Origin of the sequence: Saccharothrix sp. NPDC042600 (genome assembly GCF_040647305.1) — a bacterium.
Taxonomy (GTDB): Bacteria; Actinomycetota; Actinomycetes; order Mycobacteriales; family Pseudonocardiaceae; genus Actinosynnema; species Actinosynnema mutabilis.
This window is the reverse complement of sequence record NZ_JBEZBW010000005.1, coordinates 166,625-185,990: the sequence shown is the minus strand read 5'-3', so window position 1 is coordinate 185,990 and position 19,366 is coordinate 166,625. Positions and strand designations below refer to the sequence as shown.

22 protein-coding genes and 1 tRNA gene are annotated in these 19,366 nt (G+C 72.1%); 13 read left to right on the top strand and 10 right to left on the bottom strand.

Annotation, left to right across the window (positions count from 1 at the left end; genetic code table 11):
- Positions 1 to 373: 373 nt before the first annotated feature.
- Together AB0A74_RS06490 and dnaN are read left to right on the top strand one after the other, a co-directional pair.
- Positions 374 to 1,612, top strand: a complete 1,239-nt coding sequence (locus tag AB0A74_RS06490; protein ID WP_358247847.1) for an MFS transporter — start codon at positions 374 to 376, stop codon at positions 1,610 to 1,612.
- A 76-nt stretch (positions 1,613 to 1,688) separates the two neighbouring features.
- Complete coding sequence (dnaN, locus tag AB0A74_RS06485; protein ID WP_358247846.1) at positions 1,689 to 2,789, top strand: DNA polymerase III subunit beta; 1,101 nt, start codon at positions 1,689 to 1,691, stop codon at positions 2,787 to 2,789.
- Here dnaN and AB0A74_RS06480 read toward each other — a convergent pair.
- Positions 2,772 to 3,110: a helix-turn-helix domain-containing protein gene (locus tag AB0A74_RS06480; protein ID WP_358247845.1), complete on the bottom strand. Its 339-nt coding sequence runs from the start codon at positions 3,108 to 3,110 to the stop codon at positions 2,772 to 2,774. The two genes, dnaN and AB0A74_RS06480, sit on opposite strands and share 18 nt — an antisense overlap.
- A 25-nt stretch (positions 3,111 to 3,135) precedes the next feature.
- On the opposite strand from AB0A74_RS06480, the gene AB0A74_RS06475 reads away from it, so the two are divergent.
- The gene (locus tag AB0A74_RS06475; protein ID WP_358247844.1) at positions 3,136 to 3,426 is read left to right on the top strand and encodes a hypothetical protein; all 291 of its coding nucleotides are present in this window, start codon (positions 3,136 to 3,138) and stop codon (positions 3,424 to 3,426) included.
- Here AB0A74_RS06475 and AB0A74_RS06470 read toward each other — a convergent pair.
- The gene (locus AB0A74_RS06470; RefSeq protein ID WP_358247843.1) at positions 3,412 to 4,167 is read right to left on the bottom strand and encodes an MBL fold metallo-hydrolase; all 756 of its coding nucleotides are present in this window, start codon (positions 4,165 to 4,167) and stop codon (positions 3,412 to 3,414) included. The genes AB0A74_RS06475 and AB0A74_RS06470 overlap by 15 nt on opposite strands.
- On the bottom strand, positions 4,164 to 4,928 hold the full coding sequence (locus AB0A74_RS06465; RefSeq protein WP_358247866.1) for an NUDIX hydrolase: 765 nt from the start codon (positions 4,926 to 4,928) through the stop codon (positions 4,164 to 4,166). The genes AB0A74_RS06470 and AB0A74_RS06465 overlap by 4 nt, the downstream gene beginning before the upstream one ends.
- A gap of 69 nt (positions 4,929 to 4,997) precedes the next feature.
- Between AB0A74_RS06465 and AB0A74_RS06460 the strand changes: the two genes are divergently transcribed.
- Together AB0A74_RS06460 and AB0A74_RS06455 are read left to right on the top strand one after the other, a co-directional pair.
- Positions 4,998 to 5,354, top strand: a complete 357-nt coding sequence (locus AB0A74_RS06460; RefSeq protein WP_358247842.1) for a hypothetical protein — start codon at positions 4,998 to 5,000, stop codon at positions 5,352 to 5,354.
- Between the two features lie 4 nt (positions 5,355 to 5,358).
- Positions 5,359 to 6,258 carry a Gfo/Idh/MocA family oxidoreductase gene (locus AB0A74_RS06455; protein WP_358247841.1) on the top strand — a complete coding sequence of 300 codons (900 nt, stop codon included), beginning with the start codon at positions 5,359 to 5,361 and terminating at the stop codon, positions 6,256 to 6,258.
- A gap of 61 nt (positions 6,259 to 6,319) precedes the next feature.
- Here AB0A74_RS06455 and AB0A74_RS06450 read toward each other — a convergent pair whose 3' ends face one another.
- The 5 genes from AB0A74_RS06450 to AB0A74_RS06430 all read right to left on the bottom strand — a co-directional run bounded on the left by AB0A74_RS06450 (position 6,320) and on the right by AB0A74_RS06430 (position 9,125).
- A complete protein-coding gene (locus tag AB0A74_RS06450) occupies positions 6,320 to 7,510 on the bottom strand; it encodes a hypothetical protein (protein ID WP_358247840.1) in 1,191 nt (396 codons plus the stop codon).
- 91 nt (positions 7,511 to 7,601) lie between these two features.
- Positions 7,602 to 8,204 (bottom strand): hypothetical protein, encoded by a 603-nt coding sequence (locus tag AB0A74_RS06445; RefSeq protein WP_358247839.1) that lies wholly within the window; start codon positions 8,202 to 8,204, stop codon positions 7,602 to 7,604.
- 1 nt (position 8,205) lies between these two features.
- Positions 8,206 to 8,664, bottom strand: coding sequence for a RidA family protein (locus AB0A74_RS06440; RefSeq protein WP_358247838.1), 459 nt, complete (start codon positions 8,662 to 8,664; stop codon positions 8,206 to 8,208).
- Positions 8,661 to 8,816: a DUF4177 domain-containing protein gene (locus AB0A74_RS06435; protein WP_121223613.1), complete on the bottom strand. Its 156-nt coding sequence runs from the start codon at positions 8,814 to 8,816 to the stop codon at positions 8,661 to 8,663. Before AB0A74_RS06435 ends, AB0A74_RS06440 begins: the two co-directional genes overlap by 4 nt.
- 36 nt (positions 8,817 to 8,852) lie before the next feature.
- Positions 8,853 to 9,125 (bottom strand): hypothetical protein, encoded by a 273-nt coding sequence (locus AB0A74_RS06430; protein WP_358247837.1) that lies wholly within the window; start codon positions 9,123 to 9,125, stop codon positions 8,853 to 8,855.
- A gap of 175 nt (positions 9,126 to 9,300) precedes the next feature.
- Here AB0A74_RS06430 and AB0A74_RS06425 point away from each other — a divergent pair, with 175 nt between their 5' ends.
- Genes AB0A74_RS06425 through AB0A74_RS06410 form a run of 4 tightly spaced genes read left to right on the top strand, consistent with a single transcriptional unit; the run spans position 9,301 to position 11,980 of the window.
- On the top strand, positions 9,301 to 9,570 hold the full coding sequence (locus AB0A74_RS06425; RefSeq protein WP_343935623.1) for a hypothetical protein: 270 nt from the start codon (positions 9,301 to 9,303) through the stop codon (positions 9,568 to 9,570).
- 4 nt (positions 9,571 to 9,574) lie between these two features.
- Complete coding sequence (locus AB0A74_RS06420; RefSeq protein ID WP_343935624.1) at positions 9,575 to 9,826, top strand: hypothetical protein; 252 nt, start codon at positions 9,575 to 9,577, stop codon at positions 9,824 to 9,826.
- A gap of 43 nt (positions 9,827 to 9,869) precedes the next feature.
- Positions 9,870 to 10,862 (top strand): ArsA-related P-loop ATPase, encoded by a 993-nt coding sequence (locus AB0A74_RS06415; RefSeq protein WP_358247836.1) that lies wholly within the window; start codon positions 9,870 to 9,872, stop codon positions 10,860 to 10,862.
- A complete protein-coding gene (locus AB0A74_RS06410; protein WP_343935626.1) occupies positions 10,859 to 11,980 on the top strand; it encodes an ArsA-related P-loop ATPase in 1,122 nt (373 codons plus the stop codon). The genes AB0A74_RS06415 and AB0A74_RS06410 overlap by 4 nt, the downstream gene beginning before the upstream one ends.
- Here the strand turns inward: AB0A74_RS06410 and AB0A74_RS06405 are convergent, their stop codons facing one another.
- On the bottom strand, positions 11,981 to 12,268 hold the full coding sequence (locus tag AB0A74_RS06405; protein WP_121223621.1) for a WhiB family transcriptional regulator: 288 nt from the start codon (positions 12,266 to 12,268) through the stop codon (positions 11,981 to 11,983). It lies immediately after the preceding gene.
- Between the two features lie 258 nt (positions 12,269 to 12,526).
- Here AB0A74_RS06405 and AB0A74_RS06400 point away from each other — a divergent pair, with 258 nt between their 5' ends.
- Positions 12,527 to 14,986 carry a penicillin-binding protein gene (locus tag AB0A74_RS06400; RefSeq protein WP_358247835.1) on the top strand — a complete coding sequence of 820 codons (2,460 nt, stop codon included), beginning with the start codon at positions 12,527 to 12,529 and terminating at the stop codon, positions 14,984 to 14,986.
- Between the two features lie 128 nt (positions 14,987 to 15,114).
- Here AB0A74_RS06400 and AB0A74_RS06395 read toward each other — a convergent pair whose 3' ends face one another.
- Positions 15,115 to 15,582 carry a GatB/YqeY domain-containing protein gene (locus AB0A74_RS06395; protein ID WP_358247834.1) on the bottom strand — a complete coding sequence of 156 codons (468 nt, stop codon included), beginning with the start codon at positions 15,580 to 15,582 and terminating at the stop codon, positions 15,115 to 15,117.
- A gap of 64 nt (positions 15,583 to 15,646) precedes the next feature.
- Here AB0A74_RS06395 and AB0A74_RS06390 point away from each other — a divergent pair, with 64 nt between their 5' ends.
- The 3 genes from AB0A74_RS06390 to AB0A74_RS06380 form a co-directional block, all read left to right on the top strand.
- Complete coding sequence (locus AB0A74_RS06390) at positions 15,647 to 16,606, top strand: metallophosphoesterase (RefSeq protein WP_358247833.1); 960 nt, start codon at positions 15,647 to 15,649, stop codon at positions 16,604 to 16,606.
- 41 nt (positions 16,607 to 16,647) lie between these two features.
- Positions 16,648 to 16,724, top strand: a tRNA-Pro gene (locus AB0A74_RS06385).
- A gap of 819 nt (positions 16,725 to 17,543) precedes the next feature.
- The coding region (locus AB0A74_RS06380; protein ID WP_358247832.1) for a tetratricopeptide repeat protein at positions 17,544 to 19,366 on the top strand (1,823 nt) is incomplete at its 3' end.

Sequence of the window (19,366 nt, the reverse complement as noted above, 5' to 3'; positions counted from 1 at the left end):
CAACAAGACCGGGCGCCGCCCCCGACGCGGCGCACCGGTCTTGTCGTGTGCGCGGCCCATCCCCCGACAGACCGCGCCTCTCCACACATCCGGTACCCGCAGGCCCCGACCCTCTGGCACCGGAAGGAGGTCTGGTTACCCCCGCTGACCTCGATCGAAACGAGCCAGCTGGCGTCTTGTCCACGATCGCACGGCAGTCCCCCCGCAACTCAAGCGAATTCACCCTCAAGGACCCGCTGTTCAGCGGTTCCGTTGCATGGTTTCACCCGGTCATCCCATTGTTGTGACCCAATCGCAACCTTCCGACCCCCGGTGACCGACCTAACCGGTAAAAAGCTGGTACGGGCGTACCAAAGGCTGCATACTGGTACACATGTCCCACTCTGCCCGCCTCTCCGACTACCGCACCGCCCTGACCACCCCCGGCATGCGCGGCCCCGTGGTCGCGTCCCTGCTCGCCCGGCTGCCCATCGCCATGGTCGGCCTGTCGCTGCTGCTCTACGTGCAGCGCGAGACGGGCTCGTTCGCGGCGGCGGGACTGGTGTCCGCGGCCTCGCTGGTCGGTGTCGCGGTCGGGTCGATCGTGCAGGGCAGGCTGATGGACCGCCACGGCCCGACCCGGCCGCTGCTGACCGCGGTGAGCCTGTTCGCGGTGTTCGTGACCCTCGCCGTGACGGCCGTCGAGGCCGGCGCCGCGCTGGCGGTGCTGGTGCCGCTGGCGTTCGCGGTCGGGTTCACCGAGCCGATGGTGGGCTCGGCGTCGCGGGCGCTGTGGGCGCACATGCTGCCGCCGGGGTCGGCGCGGCTCGCCGGGTACGCCTACGAGGCGATCAGCATGGAGGTCTTCTTCATCCTCGGGCCGGGTCTGTCCGGGCTGCTGGTCGCGGCGCCGTGGGCGGGCACCGGTGTGGTCGTGGGCGCGGCGTCGATGGTCGTCGGCGCGCTGTGGTTCGCCTTGAACCCGACCGTGCGCGGCGTGCGGCCGGAGCCGGTGCGGCGCAACCTGCTGGGCGCGCTGGCGTCGCCGGGCATGCGGACGGTCGCGCTGGCCGCGCTCGGGTTCGGTGTGACGATCGGGTTCATCGAGGTCGCCGTGCCGGCCGCCGCGGCGAACGCGGGTCACGTGGGCCTGGGCGGTCTGCTGCTGAGCGTGTGGTCGGTCAGCTCGGTGCTGTTCGGCGTGGTGTACGCGATGCGCCCGTTCCCGCGGGCCATGCACCTGCGGCTGCCGGTGCTGCTGGGCGGGTTCGCGCTGCTGTCGCTGCTGCTGGCGGTGCCGACGTCGCTGCTCGGCCTGGGCGCGGCGCTGCTGGTCGTGGGCACGCTGATCACGCCGCAGGCCACCACCCACTCGGCGGCCATCGAGCAGGTCGCGCCGGCGGGCACGGCCACCGAGGCGTTCGGCTGGGTCGTGACCGCGGTGACCGTGGGGCTGGCGATCGGGCAGTCGGCCAGCGGCCAGCTCGTCGAGTCGCACGGCACCGGGACGGCCTTCGTGGCGGCGGCCGGCGCGGGTCTGCTGATCGCGGCCCTGGTGTGGGCGTTCCGCCGCACCGTGGCCGCCGGCGCGCCGCTGCCCCGGCAGGACGAGCTGGAGCTCGTGTCGCGCTGAACCCGCGTGGGTTCACCCTTTCGTGTCCCCGGCCGACGGGCCCGGATTGTCGTACCCCGTCGATAGCGTCCCCGGCATGGACCTGACCGCGACCACCGCCGACCTGGCCGCCGCCGCCACCGAGGTGGCCCGCCTGCTGCCCACCCGGGTGCTCGACCCCGTCCTCGCGGGCCTCGTGCTGCGCGCCGACGGTGCCGGGGTGGAGCTGGCGGGCAGCGACCGGGAGCGGGCCGTGCGGCTGCACCGGCCCGCCACCACCCACAGCGACGGCGCGGCGCTGGTGCCCGCCAAGCCGTTCGCCGACACCCTGCGCGGCCTGGACGACCCGCAGGTCCGGCTGGTGGTGGAGGGGTCGCGGCTGGCGATCCGCACCACCACCGCCCGCTTCGCCCTGCCGCTGCTCGACCTCGCCACCCACCCGGGCGTCCCGGGGCTGCCGCCGAAGGCCGGCGAGATCCCGTCCGACGTCCTGGAGGCCGCACTGGTCCCGGTCGCCAGCGCGACCTCCAAGGACGACGTCCTGCCGATCTTCACCGGCATCCGCATGACCGGCTCGGGTGACCGGGTCGAGCTGATCGCCACCGACCGTTACCGGATGGCGTACGCGACCGTCCCGTGGTCGCCTGAAGGTTCCCTGAACGTCCTAGCGCCGGCCGCCCTGATGGCTGACGTGTCGCGCCTTCCGCAGCACACTGTCGTGACCATCCACGCCGACGAAGATCGCATCGCCCTGTCCTGGCCGGGCGGCAGCGTCAGCACCGCGCTCCTGGCCGCACCGTTCCCCGACGAGAGAGCCCGCACACTGCTGGAGGCCATCATCGACAGCACCGTGGTTGTGGAGGCGGACGCCCTGGCCGGCGCCGTGAGGAGGGCGACCCCCTACTCCGGCCCGCACGGGTCCGTGACGTTGCACGTGGAGGACTCGGAGCTGCGCGTGCGCGGCAGCGACCCGCAGACCGGGGAGTCCGAGGAGTCGGTCAAGGCCACCACCGAGGGCAACCGGGTGACCAAGACCTTCCAGGCCCGCTACCTGGCCGACGCGTTGAAGGCGTTCAGCGGGCGGCGGGTCGAGCTGCGCATCCAGGACGGTCTCCGCTCCACCGTCCTCACCGCGCCCGCGGCCGACGACGGCATCGAGCTGAAGTACCTGGTCGTGCCGCTACGCACGGTTCACTGACCCCCACTCCCACAGCGCGTCCAGCACCCCGCGCAGCGCCTGCCCGCGCGGGGTCAGGGCATAGCTCACCCGCGGCGGCCACCCGGCCACCCGCGACCGCTCCACCACCCCGCACGAGGCCAACTGCGCCAACCGGTCGGCCAACACCTTGTCCGACACGGCCAACGCCGCCGCCAACTCGCTGTAGGTGCGGGCGCCGCCGAGCAGCTCCCGCACCACCAACGTCGTCCACCGCCCACGCAACGCGTGCAACGTGACCTCGACCGGACACTCCGCCGTCGGCCGGTCGACCGCCACGTAACTCACCGTTTGGTTGGTCACGACACGCCTCCCTAGCGTCGGTCCCATGCCCGCACAGACACCGCACGAACTGCCCGCCCTGTTCGCCGAGTTGTTCAACCAGGGCGACCCGTCGTCCCTCTACGAACCCGGCGCGGAACCCGAAGTCCTCGCAGGGCACCTCACGCTCGACGCGAAGATGGAGGTCAGCCCGCGCAAGGTCCTGGTCAACGGCGACATCGCCCTGCTCGTCGTGGACTGGCGGCTGGGCGAGGTCACCGGCACCGCCACCGACGTCGCCCGCCGGGGGGCCGACGGCTGGCGGTACGTGATCGACAACCCGTCAGGCGTCGCGTAGGTACTCCAGCTGCGCGTTCACCGACCACTCGGCGGCGGGCCACAGCGACCGGTCGACGTCCGCGTACACGACCTCGACCACCTGGCGCGCGGTCGGTTCGCCGCCGAGCCGCTCGACCGCCGCGCGCACCTGCGCCAACCGCTCCTCCCGGTGCGCGAGGTAGGCCCGCGCGACCGTGCCCACGTCCGGCAACTCGGGCCCGTGACCCGGCAGGACGACCGTCCCGGGCGGCAGGTCGGCGAGGACCTTGAGCGACTCCAGGTAGTCGCGCAGCTTGCCGTCGAGCACGGTCGTGCCGCGCCCGAGGATGGTGTCGCCGGTCAGCACGGCGTCCTCGACCAGGAGGCTCATCGAGTCGTCGGTGTGCCCGGGCGTCGCGACGACGCGGATCTCCAGGCCGCCGCCGACCACCACGTCACCGCCGGCGAGGCCTTCGGTGCCCAGCGCCGGGTTGCCCGCCCGCACCGGCGCGCCGACCAGCCGGCCGAACTCCGCCGCGCCCTCCGAGTGGTCCGGGTGCCCGTGGGTCAGCAGGACCGCGTCCACCGGCCCGAACGACGCCACGCGCTCCAGGTGCGCCCGGTCCAGCGGACCCGGATCGACCACCACGCACGACTCCGCGCCCGGCGCGCGCAGCAGCCACGTGTTGGTGCCCTCCAGCGTCATCACGCCGGGGTTCTCCGCGAGCACGACCGACGCGAAGGGCGTCACCTCGCGCAACTGCCCGTACCGCGGCGTCACGGCACGACCACCCGGACCGCGTCGCCGTCCCGCACCAGCTTCGGGATGATCTTCTCCACCTCGCGCGGCGCCGCCAGCACGTCCGCCACCCCCGGGAACTCGGCCAGCTCCGACAACGTCACCCACGTGGGCGGCAGCAGCAGCCGCCGGCCCTCCTGCCAATCCTGCAACGCCTCGGCGGGCCGCTGCCAGCCCGCGTCCGAAGCCTCCGACGTGACGTCGTCCGCCTTCTGCCCGCCGGGCAGCACGGCGACGAAGAACCGCGTGTCGTACCGGCGGGGCTCCTCGGCGGGCGTCACCCAGTTCGCCCACGGCCGCAGCAGGTCGGCGCGCAGCACCAGCCCCTCGCGGGCCAGGAACTCCGCGAACGACAGGTCCCGCGCCACCAGCGCCTCGCGCGCGGCGGCGTAGGAGGACGTGTCGGCGACGACGGTGCCGGCCGACGGACCGGCGAGCAGCACGCCGGACTCCTCGAAGGTCTCCCGCACGGCCGCGCACACCAGTGCGCGCGCGAGTTCCGTCGAACAGGCGAACCGCTGCGCCCACCACTCCGGCTCGGGCCCGGTCCACGCCACGGACGCGTCGGCGTCGCGCGGGTCCACGCCGCCGCCGGGGAAGACGGTCATCCCGCCCGCGAACGCCATGCCCAGCACCCGCCGCTGCAGGAACACCTCGAACCCGGTGTCGGCGTCGCGGACCAGCACGACGGTCGCGGCGTCGCGCGGCGCCACCGGCACCTCGGGGACGACGTCGGGCACCATGCCCGCCGGCAGGACCAGTTGTTCGGGGAGTTCGCGCACGACCCGAGCCTACGACGAGGATGATCCGCTGTGGACACCGCGAAGAAGGGCTGCCTGCTCAACGTGCTGCTGTTCGTGCTCGGCGCGGTCGTCGGCACCGGCATGACGGCGGTGCTGGCCGTGCTGGCGTTCCTGCCCGACCGCGACACGATCAGCGCCGACCCCGGTGATCCGGGAGTCTGGGTCAAGGAGGTGGACACGCTGCTCGGCGCGCCGGAGTACGAGGTGTGGCTGGGGAGGTCCGAGGACCACGGCCACGTCGTGGCGGTACCCGCCGGGTGGGGTCACTCGCCCGAGGTGGTGCGGCAGGCGGACGGCGTCGAGCTGCGGTTCGGCAACAACGGCCGGATCTTCGTGCCCGCCTCGACTTACGTAGGCGGCCGATGAAAGTATGGGTGTCGTGGACGAACAGTTGCGCGTAGGACTCGTCGGAGCCGGACCGTGGGCGAAGCTGGTGCACGCGCCCGGCCTGGCCGACCACCCCGGAACCCGCCTGACCGCGGTCTGGGCCCGCCGCCCCGAGGCCGCCGCCGAGCTGGCCGAGTCGTACGGCGCGTCGGTCGCCGCCGACCCCGACGAGCTGCTGGCGGCCGTGGACGCCGTCGCGTTCGCCGTGCCGCCGGAGGTGCAGGCGGAGATCGCGACCAAGGCGGCCGGGCTGGGCAAGCACCTGGTCCTGGAGAAACCCATCGCGTCCACCGTGGACGACGCGGCCCGGTTGGCGGACGCCGTCGCCGACGCGGGGGTGGCGTCGCTGGTGGTGCTGACCCGGCGGTTCGCGCCGGAGACCGAGGAGCAGCTCGCGCAGCTGCGGCAGACCGGCGGGTGGGTCGGCGGCACGGCCCGGTGGCTGACCGGCGCGCTGCTGGACGGCCCGTTCTCGGGCTCGCCGTGGCGGCACGAACGCGGTCCGATCGACGACATCGGGCCGCACGCGTTCGACATCCTGGACGCGGCGCTGGGGACGATCACCGAGGTGATCAGCGCGCACCGGTCGGCGGCGGGCCTGTGGCAACTGGCCCTGGCCCACGAGGGCGGCGCGACGAGCACGGCGACCTTGACCATGTCCCTGCCGCTGAACCCGCCGGTGGTCGAGGTGAGCGTGTTCGGCGAGCACGGCTACCGGCAGCTCGCGGACCGCGGCACGAGCGCGCAACAGTGCTACACGAACCTGTTGGACGACTTCGTGGCGATGGTGGACAGCGGCACCACCACCCACCGCTGCGACGTCCACCGCGGCCTGCACCTGCAACGGATCATCGAGGAGGCCCGCCGCAAGGCAGGCGTCTGACCACGGGCCAGGTGCGCGGGAGCGCCGGGTCGGTGGACGACCCGGCGCTCCTGTCCAGCTCTCAGCCCGGGTACTTGCCGTTGTTCGGCTTGGGCACGCCGTTCACGTACTCCGGCCCGCCACCCGGCCACGACTGCTGCTCCCGCTGCGCCAGCTCCTCGTGGAGCTGCTGCAACAGGGCCCGCTCGCGGTCGCTCAGCTTGGCGTCCACGGTCGGCGGCAGGTGCACCGACGCGGGAGCGTTGCCGTCCGCCAGGGCCGCCTGCAGCGCGGCCAGGTCGTCCGGGTTCAGCTCCGTCGTCTCCTCGGTGTGCGACACCGGCGGTTCCTCGACGCGGTTGCGCTTGTCCGCCCGGGACGCGCGCTTGGGCAGCTCCGGGCGCGGGTCCGGCGGCGGAGGGGGTTCCTCCGCGACCGGGGCGACCGGTTCGGCCGGGGCGACCGGGGCCGCCGGAGGTTCCGGCGTGGCGGGGGTCGCGGGGACCTCCTCCACCGGCTCCTCGACCTCGCGCACGGGCAGTCGCTTCACCGGCTTCGGCGGGAACGGCTGCGCGCCCTCGAACGACTCCGCCCGGGAGCGCCTCGACGTGGAGCCGGGTTCTGCTTCCGCGGGCACCGGTTCCGGCTCGACCACCGGTGCCCCGTCCCGGACCTCGCCGTCGAACCACGTGGTCCCGGCCGCCGCGGGCGGCGGCACCGGCGCCGACTGGAAGAACACCTCGCGGGCCGTCGACGACGCCGCCGCGTGGTACTCGCCCATCGGCGTCCCCACGGTGAGCACCTCGACCACCGCGCGGATCCCCGCCCGGCGCAGCACGCCGTCCACCCGGTACGCCGTCGCGGGCGCGAACCCGGACGGGCCGATGTCCACCAGCAGGACCCGCTGCGGCAGCGGGCCGGGCGTCGCGCCCGCCGGGGTGGACCGCCACGTCGCCCGCACGGAGCGCACGTCCGGCAGCACCGACAGGGTCTTGCCCAGCACCTCGGCCAGGCCGTCGGCCGGGTCCGACTCGACGGTGAACCGGTGCCGCGGCACGGGCACCTGCTCGACCGCGAACAGCCGGTCCGCCAGCGCGACGTCCGAGCGGACCTCGCCGAGCAGCCAGCCGATCTCGCGTCTCTCGTCCACCGACACCGGGATCCGGCCCGCCAGCAGGCAGCCCACGACCAGCTCGACCGCGCGGTCGAGTTCGGCGACCGCCAGCAGCTCCCGGGCCTGGGTCAGCGCGTCGTCGTCAACGCGTCCGGCCAACGCCAACAGGAGGTCGTGTAAACGGACGGGAAGCCCCACTCCGTCGTTCGTCACGCCTGCTCTCCTTCCGGCCCGCGCGGCTGCGACGGGTCTACACGGGCACCAGGTGCCCGTCGGCCTCGGCGCCGGTGCACACCAGCTCCGAAGCCGCCAGAGCCGCCCGGTGGTAGGGCGGCAGGTCCGATCCGGCGGGCAGGACCTCCACGCAGGGGTCGTGCTCGCCCAACGCCCGCAGCACCCGCTGGAGTTCGCCTGCCAGCCGGGCGTGCCCGGAGGTGGCGGTGACCAGGATCAGCCTCCTGGTCCCGTCCGGACCCCGGCGCCACGAGGACCGGACTTCGCCGACCCCGGGGCGCCCGCGCAGGGTCGCGCCGAGCACCACGGTCGCGGAATCTCCCATTGACACCCGTTCGGGTGATTCCGGGGTGAATGTGTAACCGGGTTCGGGCTCCTCGTCCAGTCCCTTGACAGAACTGATCGAGGAAAGATCGGCGCCGTGCGGCACGAGGGCCTCCACGAGCAGGCGCTGCTCGTGGTCGGTCAACCCGATCCGGTCGTGCAGCAACGTGCGGGGCAGGGCGCGGGCCAGCACCACGACGGCGTCGGACGCGGCCCAGTCGCGGAACCGCCACAGCACGTCGTCCGGCAGGCGGCCGGCCAGCCGCAGCAACAGCTCGTGGCACGTGTCCGACATCTCACTCCCCGATTTCGACGATCAGGTCCACCTCGACCGGCGCGCCCAGGGGCAGCTCGGCCACGCCGACCGCCGCGCGCGCGTGCCTGCCCGCGTCCCCGAAGACCTCGCCGAGCAGCTCCGACGCGCCGTTGACGACGGCCGGCTGCCCGGTGAACCCCTCGGCGGAGGCGACGTACCCCGTGAGCTTCACCACCCGGACGACCTTGTCCAGGCCGACCAGGTCGTCGATCGCGGCGAGCGCGTTGAGCGCGCAGGTCCGGGCGTGCGCCTTGCCCTCCTCCGGGCTGACGTCACCGCCGACCTTGCCGGTGGCGGCCAGGGAGCCGGACACGAACGGCAACTGGCCGGACGTGTAGACGTGGTTCCCGGACCGCACGGCCGGCACGTAGGCGGCGACCGGCGCGGCGACCGGCGGCAGCTCGACGCCCAGCTCCGCGAGGCGGGCCCGCCAGCTCATGCCTTGGGCCGCTTCAGGTAGGCGACGTGCTGCTCACCCGACGGGTTGGGCAGCACGGTGACCAGCTCCCAGCCGTCCTCGCCCCACTGGTCCAGGATCGCCTTGGTGGCGTGGATCAACAGCGGGACGGTGGCGTACTCCCACTTCTGCATGCCGGGGAGCCTAGCCGGACCGCTCGGGCCGGCGCGTCAGGTCCGGCCAACGAGACCGATCACCAGCTCCGCCGGCCCGCCGCGCACCACGGCCAGGACGGCGTCCCGGGCGCCGCCCGCCACGGCGGCCGGCGCTCCGAGCCGACCCGGCTGCTCGCGCACCGCCGCGACGACCGCGCCGGGGTCGCGGACCTCCCCGACCGCGCCCTCCCGGGTGAGCCGGTCGATCAACGCCCGCAACTCGGCGACCGCCACCGCCACGTCCGGCCCGCCGCCCGCGCCGGTCACGATCTTGTCCCGCCCGACCACGTCGCCCTCCCGCAGCGGGTACGCGGTGGCGTCCGTGCCCGACCACCGCGGGCGCAGGCTCTGCCTCCGCGAACCACCCGATCGATTACCCCTGGAAACCCCGCACCACTGGTACCGTCATGTTCGCAGGACGCGCGCCGCGTCCTGCGATCGCTGCGAGAGGCAAGGGGGCTGTGTGAGCGGGGTGGACGGGGGCCGGCTCGACGTGAGCGGGCTCGCGCCGCGGTTGTTCGCCGTGGTGCAGGGGGACGAGGACGAGCAGTGGGTCGCGGCCTGGGGCATGGAGTTCGAGGACCACGCCGACGTGGCGGCGGTGTCCGGCGAGTTCCGGATGCTCACGAAGGACGCGGCGAGCTCGCTGAAGTACTTCGAGGAGGGGCACGAGATCGGGACGACCCTCGTCTGGGTGAACCCTGCCCGGCCAGGGGATTCGGCGCTACCTTGATCGAGTGGAGACCTGGCGGATCGTGGCGACGGGCGCCTTCGTGGTGGGCGGCCTCGTGCTCGTGCTCGTCGCGATGGCGCAGGCGCGGGACCGCAAGCACGCCCGGGGCGCCGACGTGTGGCGGGCCGGTCTCGTCGGCCTCGCCGTCGTCGGGCTCGTGGCGGTCCTGATCGCCTACTGGCTGCCCTCGGTGGCGGCCTGGGGCACCGTCGCCGCGACCGCCATGGCGGTGGCCTTCATCACGCTGATGGACTGACCGTGCCAGGCGGTTCTCAGGCGGACGCGCATACGCTGATCCGGTGAACGGCTGGACCGACGAGCTGACCCGCGCCCGGCTGCACGTCGTCACGGGCAAGGGCGGCACCGGCAAGACGACCGTCGCCGCGGCCCTGGCGCTGGCGCTGGCCACCGGCGGGCGGCGGGTGCTGCTCGTCGAGGTCGAGAACCGGCAGGGCATCGCCCAGCTCTTCGACCGGGCGCCGCTGCCCTACGCCGAGGAGCGGATCGCGTCCGCGCCCGGCGGCGGCGAGGTGCGCGCCCTGGCCGTGGACCCCGAGGCGGCGCTGCTCGAATACCTCGACATGTTCTACAACCTGGGCTTCGCGGGGCGGACGCTGCGCCGGATGGGCGCGATCGAGTTCGCCACCACCCTCGCGCCCGGCCTGCGGGACGTGCTGCTCACCGGCAAGGTGAAGGAGTGCGTGCGGCGCGCCGGCAAGACGGGTCGGCACGAGTACGACGCCGTCGTGCTGGACGCGCCGCCCACCGGCCGCGTCGTGCGGTTCCTCGACGTCACCCGGGCCATGGCCGACCTCGCCAAGGTCGGTCCGATCAAGGGCCAGAGCGAGGGCGTGGTGAAGCTGCTGCACTCCGGGGACACGGCCGTCCACCTGGTCGCCCTGCTGGAGGAGATGCCGGTGCGCGAGACCCTCGACGCGGTCGCCGAGCTGGACGCCGCCGACCTGCGGCCCGGCGCGGTGTTCGTCAACCGGGTCCGGCCGCCCCGGCTGCCCGCCCGGTCCATCGCCGCCGCCGCGGAGGGCCGCGTGGACGAGTCCCGCCTGCTCGCGGGCCTGGAGGCCGCCGGTCTGGACGTGGACGAGGACGTGCTGCACGGCCTGGTCGACCAAGCCGTCGAGCACGCGGCGCGGGTGCGGATGGAGCACCAGGCCAAGGAGCTGCTCGCCGAGGCCGACCTGCCGTCGGTGGAGCTGCCCGAGCTGACCGACGGGGTGGACGTGGCCGCGCTGTACGAGCTGGCCGAGGTGCTGGTCGGGCGGGGTGTGCGGTGAACCGGCTCGACGTCGACGCGCTGCTGGACGACCCGGCGACCCGGGTCCTGGTGTGCTGCGGCTCCGGCGGGGTCGGCAAGACCACCACCGCCGCGGCGCTGGCCGTGCGGGCCGCCGAACGGGGCCGCCGCACGGTCGTGCTCACCATCGACCCGGCGCGCCGGCTGGCGCAGTCGCTGGGCCTGCGCGAGCTGGACAACCACCCGCGCGAGGTCAAGGTCGACGGGTTCGCCCCGAAGGGTGAACTGCACGCGATGATGCTGGACATGCGCCGCACGTTCGACGACATGGTGTGGCAGCACGCGGGCCGGGAGCGGGCCGAGCAGATCCTGGCCAACCCCTTCTACCAGACGATCTCCACGTCGTTCTCCGGCACGCAGGAGTACATGGCGATGGAGAAGCTGGGCCAGCTCGTGGCCCGCGACGAGTGGGACCTGATCGTCGTGGACACGCCGCCCAGCCGCAGCGCGCTGGACTTCCTGGACGCGCCGCAACGGCTCTCGACCGTGCTGGACGGCAAGCTGATCCGGCTGCTGTCCGCGCCCGCGCGGGCCGGCGGCCTGGGCCTGCGCAAGATCGTCGGGGCCGGGTTCGGCCTGTTCACCAAGGCCGTCTCGACCATCGTCGGCGGCCAACTGCTGCACGACGCGTCCACGTTCGTGCAGGCCTTCGACAGCATGTTCGGCGGCTTCCGGCAACGCGCCCAGGCCACCTACGACCTGCTGCGCTCACCCGGTACGGGGTTCCTGGTGGTCGCGGCGGCCGAGCCGGACGCGCTGCGGGAAGCCAGCTACTTCGTGGAACGCCTGTCCGCGGAGGACATGCCGATCAACGGCCTGGTGGCCAACCGCACGCACCCGGTGCTGGCGTCCCTGCCCGCACCGGGCGCGCTGGCCGCGGCGGAGAAGCTGGAGCGTTCGGGAGACGCCCCCCTGGCGGCCGCGGTCCTGCGGGTGCACGCGGACCGCGTGGCGGTCGCCGATCGGGAGCGGCGACTGCTGGCGCGGTTCACCCGCGCGCACCCGGCTGTTCCCCTGGTCGGGGTGCCCGCGCTGCCGACCGACGTGCACGACCTGGACGGCCTGCACGAGATCGGCCGGCGGCTCGCGGGCGAGTGACTACCCGACCTTCGCTTCCCGGTGCTCCTGGCGCGCGGTGTCCAGGAGTTCGTGCCACGACGTGACGTCGGGCCGCCGGCGCAAGAGCGCGCGACGCTCCCGTTCCGTCATGCCGCCCCAGACGCCGAACTCGATCCGGTTGTCCAGGGCTTCGGCAAGGCACTCGGTGCGCACCGGGCACCCCAGGCACACCACCTTGGCCTTGCGCTGCTCCGCACCCCGGACGAAGAGCTGGTCCGGCTCTTCATCACGGCACGAAGCCTTGATCCGCCAATCCCCCTGTTGCATAACCCCCACCTCAGTTCACACAGTGCCCAGACTCTTCAGAAATCCGCCACACCCCTGCCGCGGATGCCGTAGGCTCACCATCGAGTGGTCGTGCCATCGGCTGCTGTCTTGGACAGTGACGGACTGTAGAGCCTTCCGGTTCCACCTCCAACCCTGGGTTGCCCACCTGTTACCTGTCTTGAGTACTCGTACTCATCCAGGGTGATGAATGGCCCGCGACCCGTCTCACCTGGATGTGTCCTGGGTAACCTGACCTGCATGAGGGCCAGGAACGGCGTGCTCAAACTGCTCGGCCTGTGTCTGCTCGCGGGGGTGCTCCTCGCGGGCATGATGTTCCCCGTCGTGGGCTCGCTGGGTCTGGTGTCGAACAGAGCCAGCGACACGGTCGACAGCATCTCCGCCGACCTGGTCACCACCGACCCGCCGCTGATCACGACGATCACGGACAAGGACGGCGCGCCCATCGCGTACCTCTACGACCAGTACCGCGTGCTCGTCCCGCCCGAGAAGATCTCGCCCACGATGAAGGCGGCGCTGGTCTCGGTCGAGGACCGGCGGTTCTACGAGCACCAGGGCGTGGACTGGCGGGGCACGATTCGCGCGGGCTTGACCAACCAGGTCAGCGGCGCGGTCACGCAGGGTGCCTCCACGCTCACCCAGCAGTACGTGAAGAACTACCTGGTGCACGTGGTCGCCCGGAACAACCAAGTCGAGGCGCAGAAGGCGCAGGAGCAGACGATTGCGCGCAAAGCCCGGGAAGCGCGCATTTCCCTGCAACTGGAACGCAAACTGGGCAAGGAGGAAATCCTCGCCCGCTACCTCAACGTCGTACCGTTCGGTTCAACGATCTACGGCATCTCCGCGGCGGCCCAGGCGTACTTCAACACCACGCCCGACGCGCTGACCGTCCCGCAGGCGGCGGTGCTCGCGGGCATGGTCAACAGCCCGTCCGCGCTGAACCCGGAGGCGTTCCCGGAGAAGGCGCTGGAGCGGCGCAACCAGGTCATCGACAAGATGGTCGAGAACGACAAGCTGTCCAAGGACGCCGCCGAGGCCGCGAAGAAGGAGCCGCTGGGCCTCGCGACGCCGGTCCGCACCCCGCCCAACGGGTGCGTCGGCGCCGGCCCGGAGAACGGGTTCTTCTGCTCGTACGTGGTGACCTACCTGCAGCGCAACGGGTTCAGCCTGGAGCAGCTCAAGACCGGCGGCTACACCATCCAGACCACCCTGGACCGCACGATCACCTCGCACGCCAAGGCGGCGGCGGAGGCGCAGGTCGCGAAGGACACCGAGGGCATCGCGAACACGATGGCCGTCGTGCGGCCGGGCCGCGAGCGGCACGAGGTGCTGGCGCTGGTCGCGAACCGCGACTACGGCCTGAAGGCGGACCAGTTCCAGACCACCTACGACCTGCCGTCCGGGGTGGAGAACAAGTTCGGCGCGGGCTCTGTTTACAAGGTGTTCACCGCGGCGGCGGCCCTGGAGAAGGGCATGGGCATCGAGAACATGATGTCCACGCCGAACTCGCACGTGTCGCGGGTGTTCAAGGGCGGCGGCGACAAGTGCCCGCCGACCGGTGAGCCGGGCACCCGCTGGTACTGCCTGGGCAACGCGACGTCGAACTACCCGCCGCAGATGAACCTGCAGACCGCGTTGCAGACCTCGCCGAACACCGGGTTCGTGATCCTGGAGGAGCAGCTCGGCATGGACCCGGTGGTGGACATGGCGTCCCGGCTGGGCATGCGCGAGACGATGGCGACCAACCTGGCCGGCGAGCGACCCAACCCGAAGGCCAAGGAGCAGGGCCTGCGCGTGTCGCAGACCGAGTTCTACAAGGCCAACGGCGGCAACGCGTCGTTCACCCTGTCGCCCGCGCCGGTGTCCACCCTGGAGCTGGCGAACGTGGCGGCGACGATCATCAGCGGCGGCATGTGGTGCCCGCCGTCGCCGGTCGGGAAGGTGACCGACCGCAACGGCAAGCCGGTGCCGGTGAACGAGGCGCCGTGCGAGCAGGTCGTGGCCGAGGGCCTGGCGAACGGCCTGGCGGTCGGCATGAGCAAGGACGACCAGGGCCAGGGCACCGCTGCGGCGGCGGCCAAGGGCGTCAAGTGGGACCGGCCGGTGATCGGCAAGACCGGCACCACCGAGGACTACAAGTCGGCGGCGTTCATCGGCGCGACCCCGGATTTCGCGGGCGCCGTGCAGACGTTCAACGACGGCACCAGCCCGCGCGGCATCTGCGTGAACGGCGGCCCGCCGAGGCTGTGCGGCGAGGGCGACATCTACGGCGGCACGGTCCCGGCGCGCACGTGGTTCGAGACCATGACGAAGGTCCACGAAGGACTGCCGCGCCGCGACCTGCCCCCGGTGGAGGAGCGCTACCGCAAGGGCGGCAAGGAGATCCAGATCCCGGAGGTGGTCGGCCGCAACGTCAACGACGCCACCCGGATCCTGGAGGAGGCCGGCTACAAGGTGACGGTGTCCAACCGGAACTCCGGGCAGCCCAAGGGGACGGTCGTCGGCCAGACGCCGCGCGGTTCGGCGTTGCGCGGCACGGTGGTCACGCTGCTCGTGTCGACGGGGTACGTGCCGCCGCCCGCTCCGACCGAGACCAACACCGAGAACCCGCCGGCGCCGGGCGATCCGCAACCACCGGGCAACGGCAGACCGACCGACCCGCCGCAGATCACCCTGCCGACCGACCCGCCGGGCCGATAGCGGACGAGCCGCCCGCCACTCCCCGTGGCGGGCGGCTCGCGTTCCGCAGGTCTCGTGGGCCGGACGGCTCGTGGTCCGCCGGTCTAGTGGGCCGGGCGGCTCGTGTTCCGCCGGTCCGCAAGGGACCGTCAGGCCAGCTTCGCCTTGACCGCCGCCGCGACCCGGCCGCCCTCCGCACGTCCCGCGACCTTCGCGTTGGCGGCCTTGATGACCTGGCCCATCTGCTTGAGGCCCGGGGCCGCGCCGACCTGCGCCTCGACCTCCGCGACGGCCTCGGCCACGATCGCGGCCAGCTCGTCGTCGGACAGCTGGGCCGGCAGGTAGTCCTCCAGCACCGCCGACTCGGACCGCTCCAGCTCGGCCTGCTCGGCGCGCCCGGCGCCGGCGAACGCCTCGGCCGCCTCGCGCCGCTTCTTGACCTCGCGGGTGATGACCTTGAGCACCTCGTCGTCGGTCAGCTCGCGCGCGGCCTTGCCGGAGACCTCCTCGGTGGTGATCGCGGCCAGCGTCATCCGCAGCGCACCCGCCCGGACCGTCTCCCGGTTCTTGATCGCCGCCGTCAGATCCGCCTGCAACCGCGCCTTCAGCTCCGCCATGTGGGCAAACGTTACCGGGCACCGGTGCGCACCCCGAACCGGTCAACCCCCTACCCTCGAAGACGTGAACACGCTCGGCCGCACGCTGCTCGCCACGACCGCCCTCGGCACGGCCACGCTCGCCTACGCGGCGGGCATCGAACGCCGGCACTGGACCCTGCGCCAGGCGACCGTGCCGGTCCTCGCCCCCGGCTCCGCGCCGCTGCGCGTCCTGCACATCTCGGACCTGCACATGCTGCCAGGCCAGAAGTCCAAGCAGCGCTGGGTCGCCGCGCTGGACGAGCTGGAACCCGACCTCGTCGTGAACACCGGCGACAACCTGGCGCACAAGCAGGCCGTCCCCGCGGTGATCCGCGCCCTCGGCCCGCTGCTCGACCGCCCGGGCGTCTTCGTGTTCGGCAGCAACGACTACTACGCGCCGCGCCCGAAGAACCCGGCCCGCTACCTGCTGCCGTCGGCGAAGACCAAGCGCATCCACGGCATCCCGCTGCCGTGGCGCGACCTGCGGGCCGCGATGGTCGAGCGGGGCTGGCTGGACCTGACCCACGAGCGCCGGACGTTCGAGGTGGCGGGCCAGGCGGTCTTCGCGGCGGGCCTGGACGACCCGCACCTCAAGCGCGACCGCTACGCCGACATCGCGGGCCCGGTCCCGGACGCGGCGCTGCGCCTGGGCGTCACCCACTCGCCGGAGCCGCGCGTCCTGGACCCGTTCGCGGCCGACGGCTACGACCTGGTGCTGGCGGGCCACACCCACGGCGGCCAGCTCCGCCTGCCGGGCTACGGCGCGATCGTGACGAACTGCGACCTGGACCGCTCCCGCGCCCGCGGCGTCTCCCGCTGGGGCGCGCACATGTGGCTCAACGTCTCCGCCGGCCTGGGCACGTCCCCGTACGCGCCGGTCCGCTTCGCCTGCCCGCCGGAGGCGAGCCTGCTCACCCTGGTGCCGCGTCCCGTCGACGCAGGTCAGACGGGGTCCGCGGTGGAAAGGGATACCCGGTTCGGAGTGGGCGGGAACGTCAGGTAGAGTTCTCCTCGTTCGGTTCCCCGAGGGGAGCAGGGCGGGACCGGGGTGTGGCGCAGTTTGGTAGCGCGCTTCGTTCGGGACGAAGAGGTCGCAGGTTCAAATCCTGTCACCCCGACCAGCTCAGGGCCGGTATGTCGCAAGACATACCGGCCCTGACCCGTCTCTGGGCGACTAACTGCGTGACTACGGTCCCAGGACCGCTGGGAAGATCTGATCCATGACGGTCGCCCGTCCTGAAAGACGGGCCGGATCTGGTGGCGGTACACCTCCTCCGTCTCGGTGGTGGCACTGTGTCCGACCAGCCGTGATATCTGCTCGCTGGTCATGCCTCTGTCCGAGAGCATTCTTGGTCTTCGTGTCACCCCCAGCCCGTAAGGACCGCCACACGGCGATGTGCGGCGGCACGGGCGGCCTTGCGTTCGGCTGCCCTTTCAGATCCACGTGCGACCACGTCAGCGGTCGCACCTCCTCGGTCCGTGGCCCGCCCACAAGCGACACCACGATGTAGGCCCCGATGGTCGAATCGTCAGCTTCCGCCTGACGGAGAACCGCCTCGGCCTGCTCGAACGTCAGCGACTTGGACGGCCTGCCGGCCTGACCCGTCGGGGCACTCGCAGAGAAGCACGACGTTGCGCTTCACCTTGTCGCGTGCCTGTGCCCGGCTGACCGCCCGGCGAAGCGCCTGAACCCAACCGGCTGAGGTGACTGCATGGGCGCTTGCGGGTTAGGGCGTTGTTTTCTGATCTTGAGGAGGTTGAAGGGGTAGTAGTGCATGGCCCGGGGGCTTCGTGGCGGTCGCGCTCGGCTGCGCTGAGGTGGTGTGTAGCGGCCCGGGTCGCTTCTGCGACAGTTCCTGTACCCGTGTTCGTGGCCGGTTGGCGCGGATCGGGTTGAGGGAGGTGCTGTGAGACGCCGGTGGTGGCGGATAGCCCTTGCGGTGGTGGCGCTGGTGGCCGTGGGTGCGTTTGCGGCGCGGTGGAGCCTGCTGGATTGGCTCGTGGCCAGTGACGGCACCGTGCGCAATGTGATGGAGGGCCTGAGCTGGCCCGCCACCCTGGTGGCGCTGGTACTGGCGCTGACCCCGATTATCCGGCGGCAACTCGGCCTGCCATCGGAGGAGTCCGGTGACCGCGGCGCGAACGCGCTAGGTCAGGCGGTGGTACTCGACACGGCCAACCCTTTGGTGGGGCGGGCGTTGCATCTGGTGGACGGGCGCCTGCCCGAGGTGGAGCAGGTCGGATTGTTGCAGCTGCGGGTCAAGCCGGCCATCGACACCCACAGCGACGACGGCTCGGACCTCCCCCCGTATGTGGAGCGGGACCTGGACCAAGACTTGGAATGGGCCATCGCGGAAGGCGGCATGGTGCTGCTGCACGGGCGGGCCGCAGTGGGCAAGTCACGGGCTGCGGTCGAGGCACTGCGACGGCTTCGTCCACACGATCCGCTACTGGTTCCCCGGGACGGCCAGGCACTCCGAGAACTGGCCTCGGCGGGCCTGGTGCCGGACGGCGCGGTGGTGTGGTTAGACGATCTGGAGCTCTACCTCGGCACGGCCGGCCTGGATGTAGCGCTGCTGCAACGAATGTGTCCGTCCGGTGGGACTGGGCGCACAGTCGTGGTGGCAACCATGCGCGACGAGGAGCTTGTCCGCTACACCACTGCCGGAACGGCAGGCAGCGAAGAGGGGAAGACAATCGAACGGGCGACGGTCGACCTGATCGCCTACATCCAGGGACGTCGGCGTATCCCTGTGGCCGGAGCCCTCTCCTTAACCGAACGGAAGCGCGCCGAGCAGATGGGCGGACGTGACGGTCGGGTACGGCGCGCGCTAGATGCGCAGGAGGGGTTCGCCGAGTACCTGGCGGCGGGCACGGCGATGATGGACCGCTGGTTGATTGGCGATGGTCCACTGTTCCTGGTGGGACAAGCCTTGATCAGCGCTGCGGTCGACTGTCGCCGCGCCGGATACCACAAACCGGTGCCCACATCCCTGCTGAATGAGCTGCACCATCACTACCTGCCCCCGGCGTGGCGGCACCGTGACGATCGACCCTCGATCACCGAGGCGCTGCACTGGGCACATCAGCCAGTGCTGGGAGCCAGTTCCTGCCTACAACCCCGTTCCTCAAACACAGACCTGGCGTCGGACTACCTCCTCGACCGCGCACAGGCAGGTCAGTCCCTCCTGCCCGAGAAAGTCAACGACGCGTTGTGGCCTGCATTGCTGCACGTGGTTGACCCCGCCGACGCTCTGCCCATCGGCTTCGCTGCCTATCGCGAAGCCCTGCCCGATGTCGCGCAGACGGCCTGGGAACGGGCAGCCACCGCCACCACCGACGCCCTAACCCCCCTGGGGGTGCTGCTGGACCAGCAGGGCCACACCGACGAAGCAGAACAGCTCTACCGCCGCGCCATCGACGCAGGCCACACCGACGCCCTCGGCTTCTTAGGGCTGCTGCTGGCACAGCAGGACCACACCGACGAAGCGATCGAACACCTCCAACGCGCCATCGACGCAGGCCACACCGACGTCCTCCGCTCCCTGGGGCTGCTGCTGGCCAAGCAGGGCCACACCGACGAAGCAGAACAGCTCTACCGCCGCGCCATCGACGCAGGCCACACCGACGCCCTCGGCTCCCTAGGGCTGCTGCTGGCCAGGCAAGGCCACACCGACGAAGCGATCGAACACCTCCAACGCGCCATCGACGCAGGCCACACCGACGTCCTCCGCTCCCTGGGGCTGCTGCTGGCCAAGCAGGG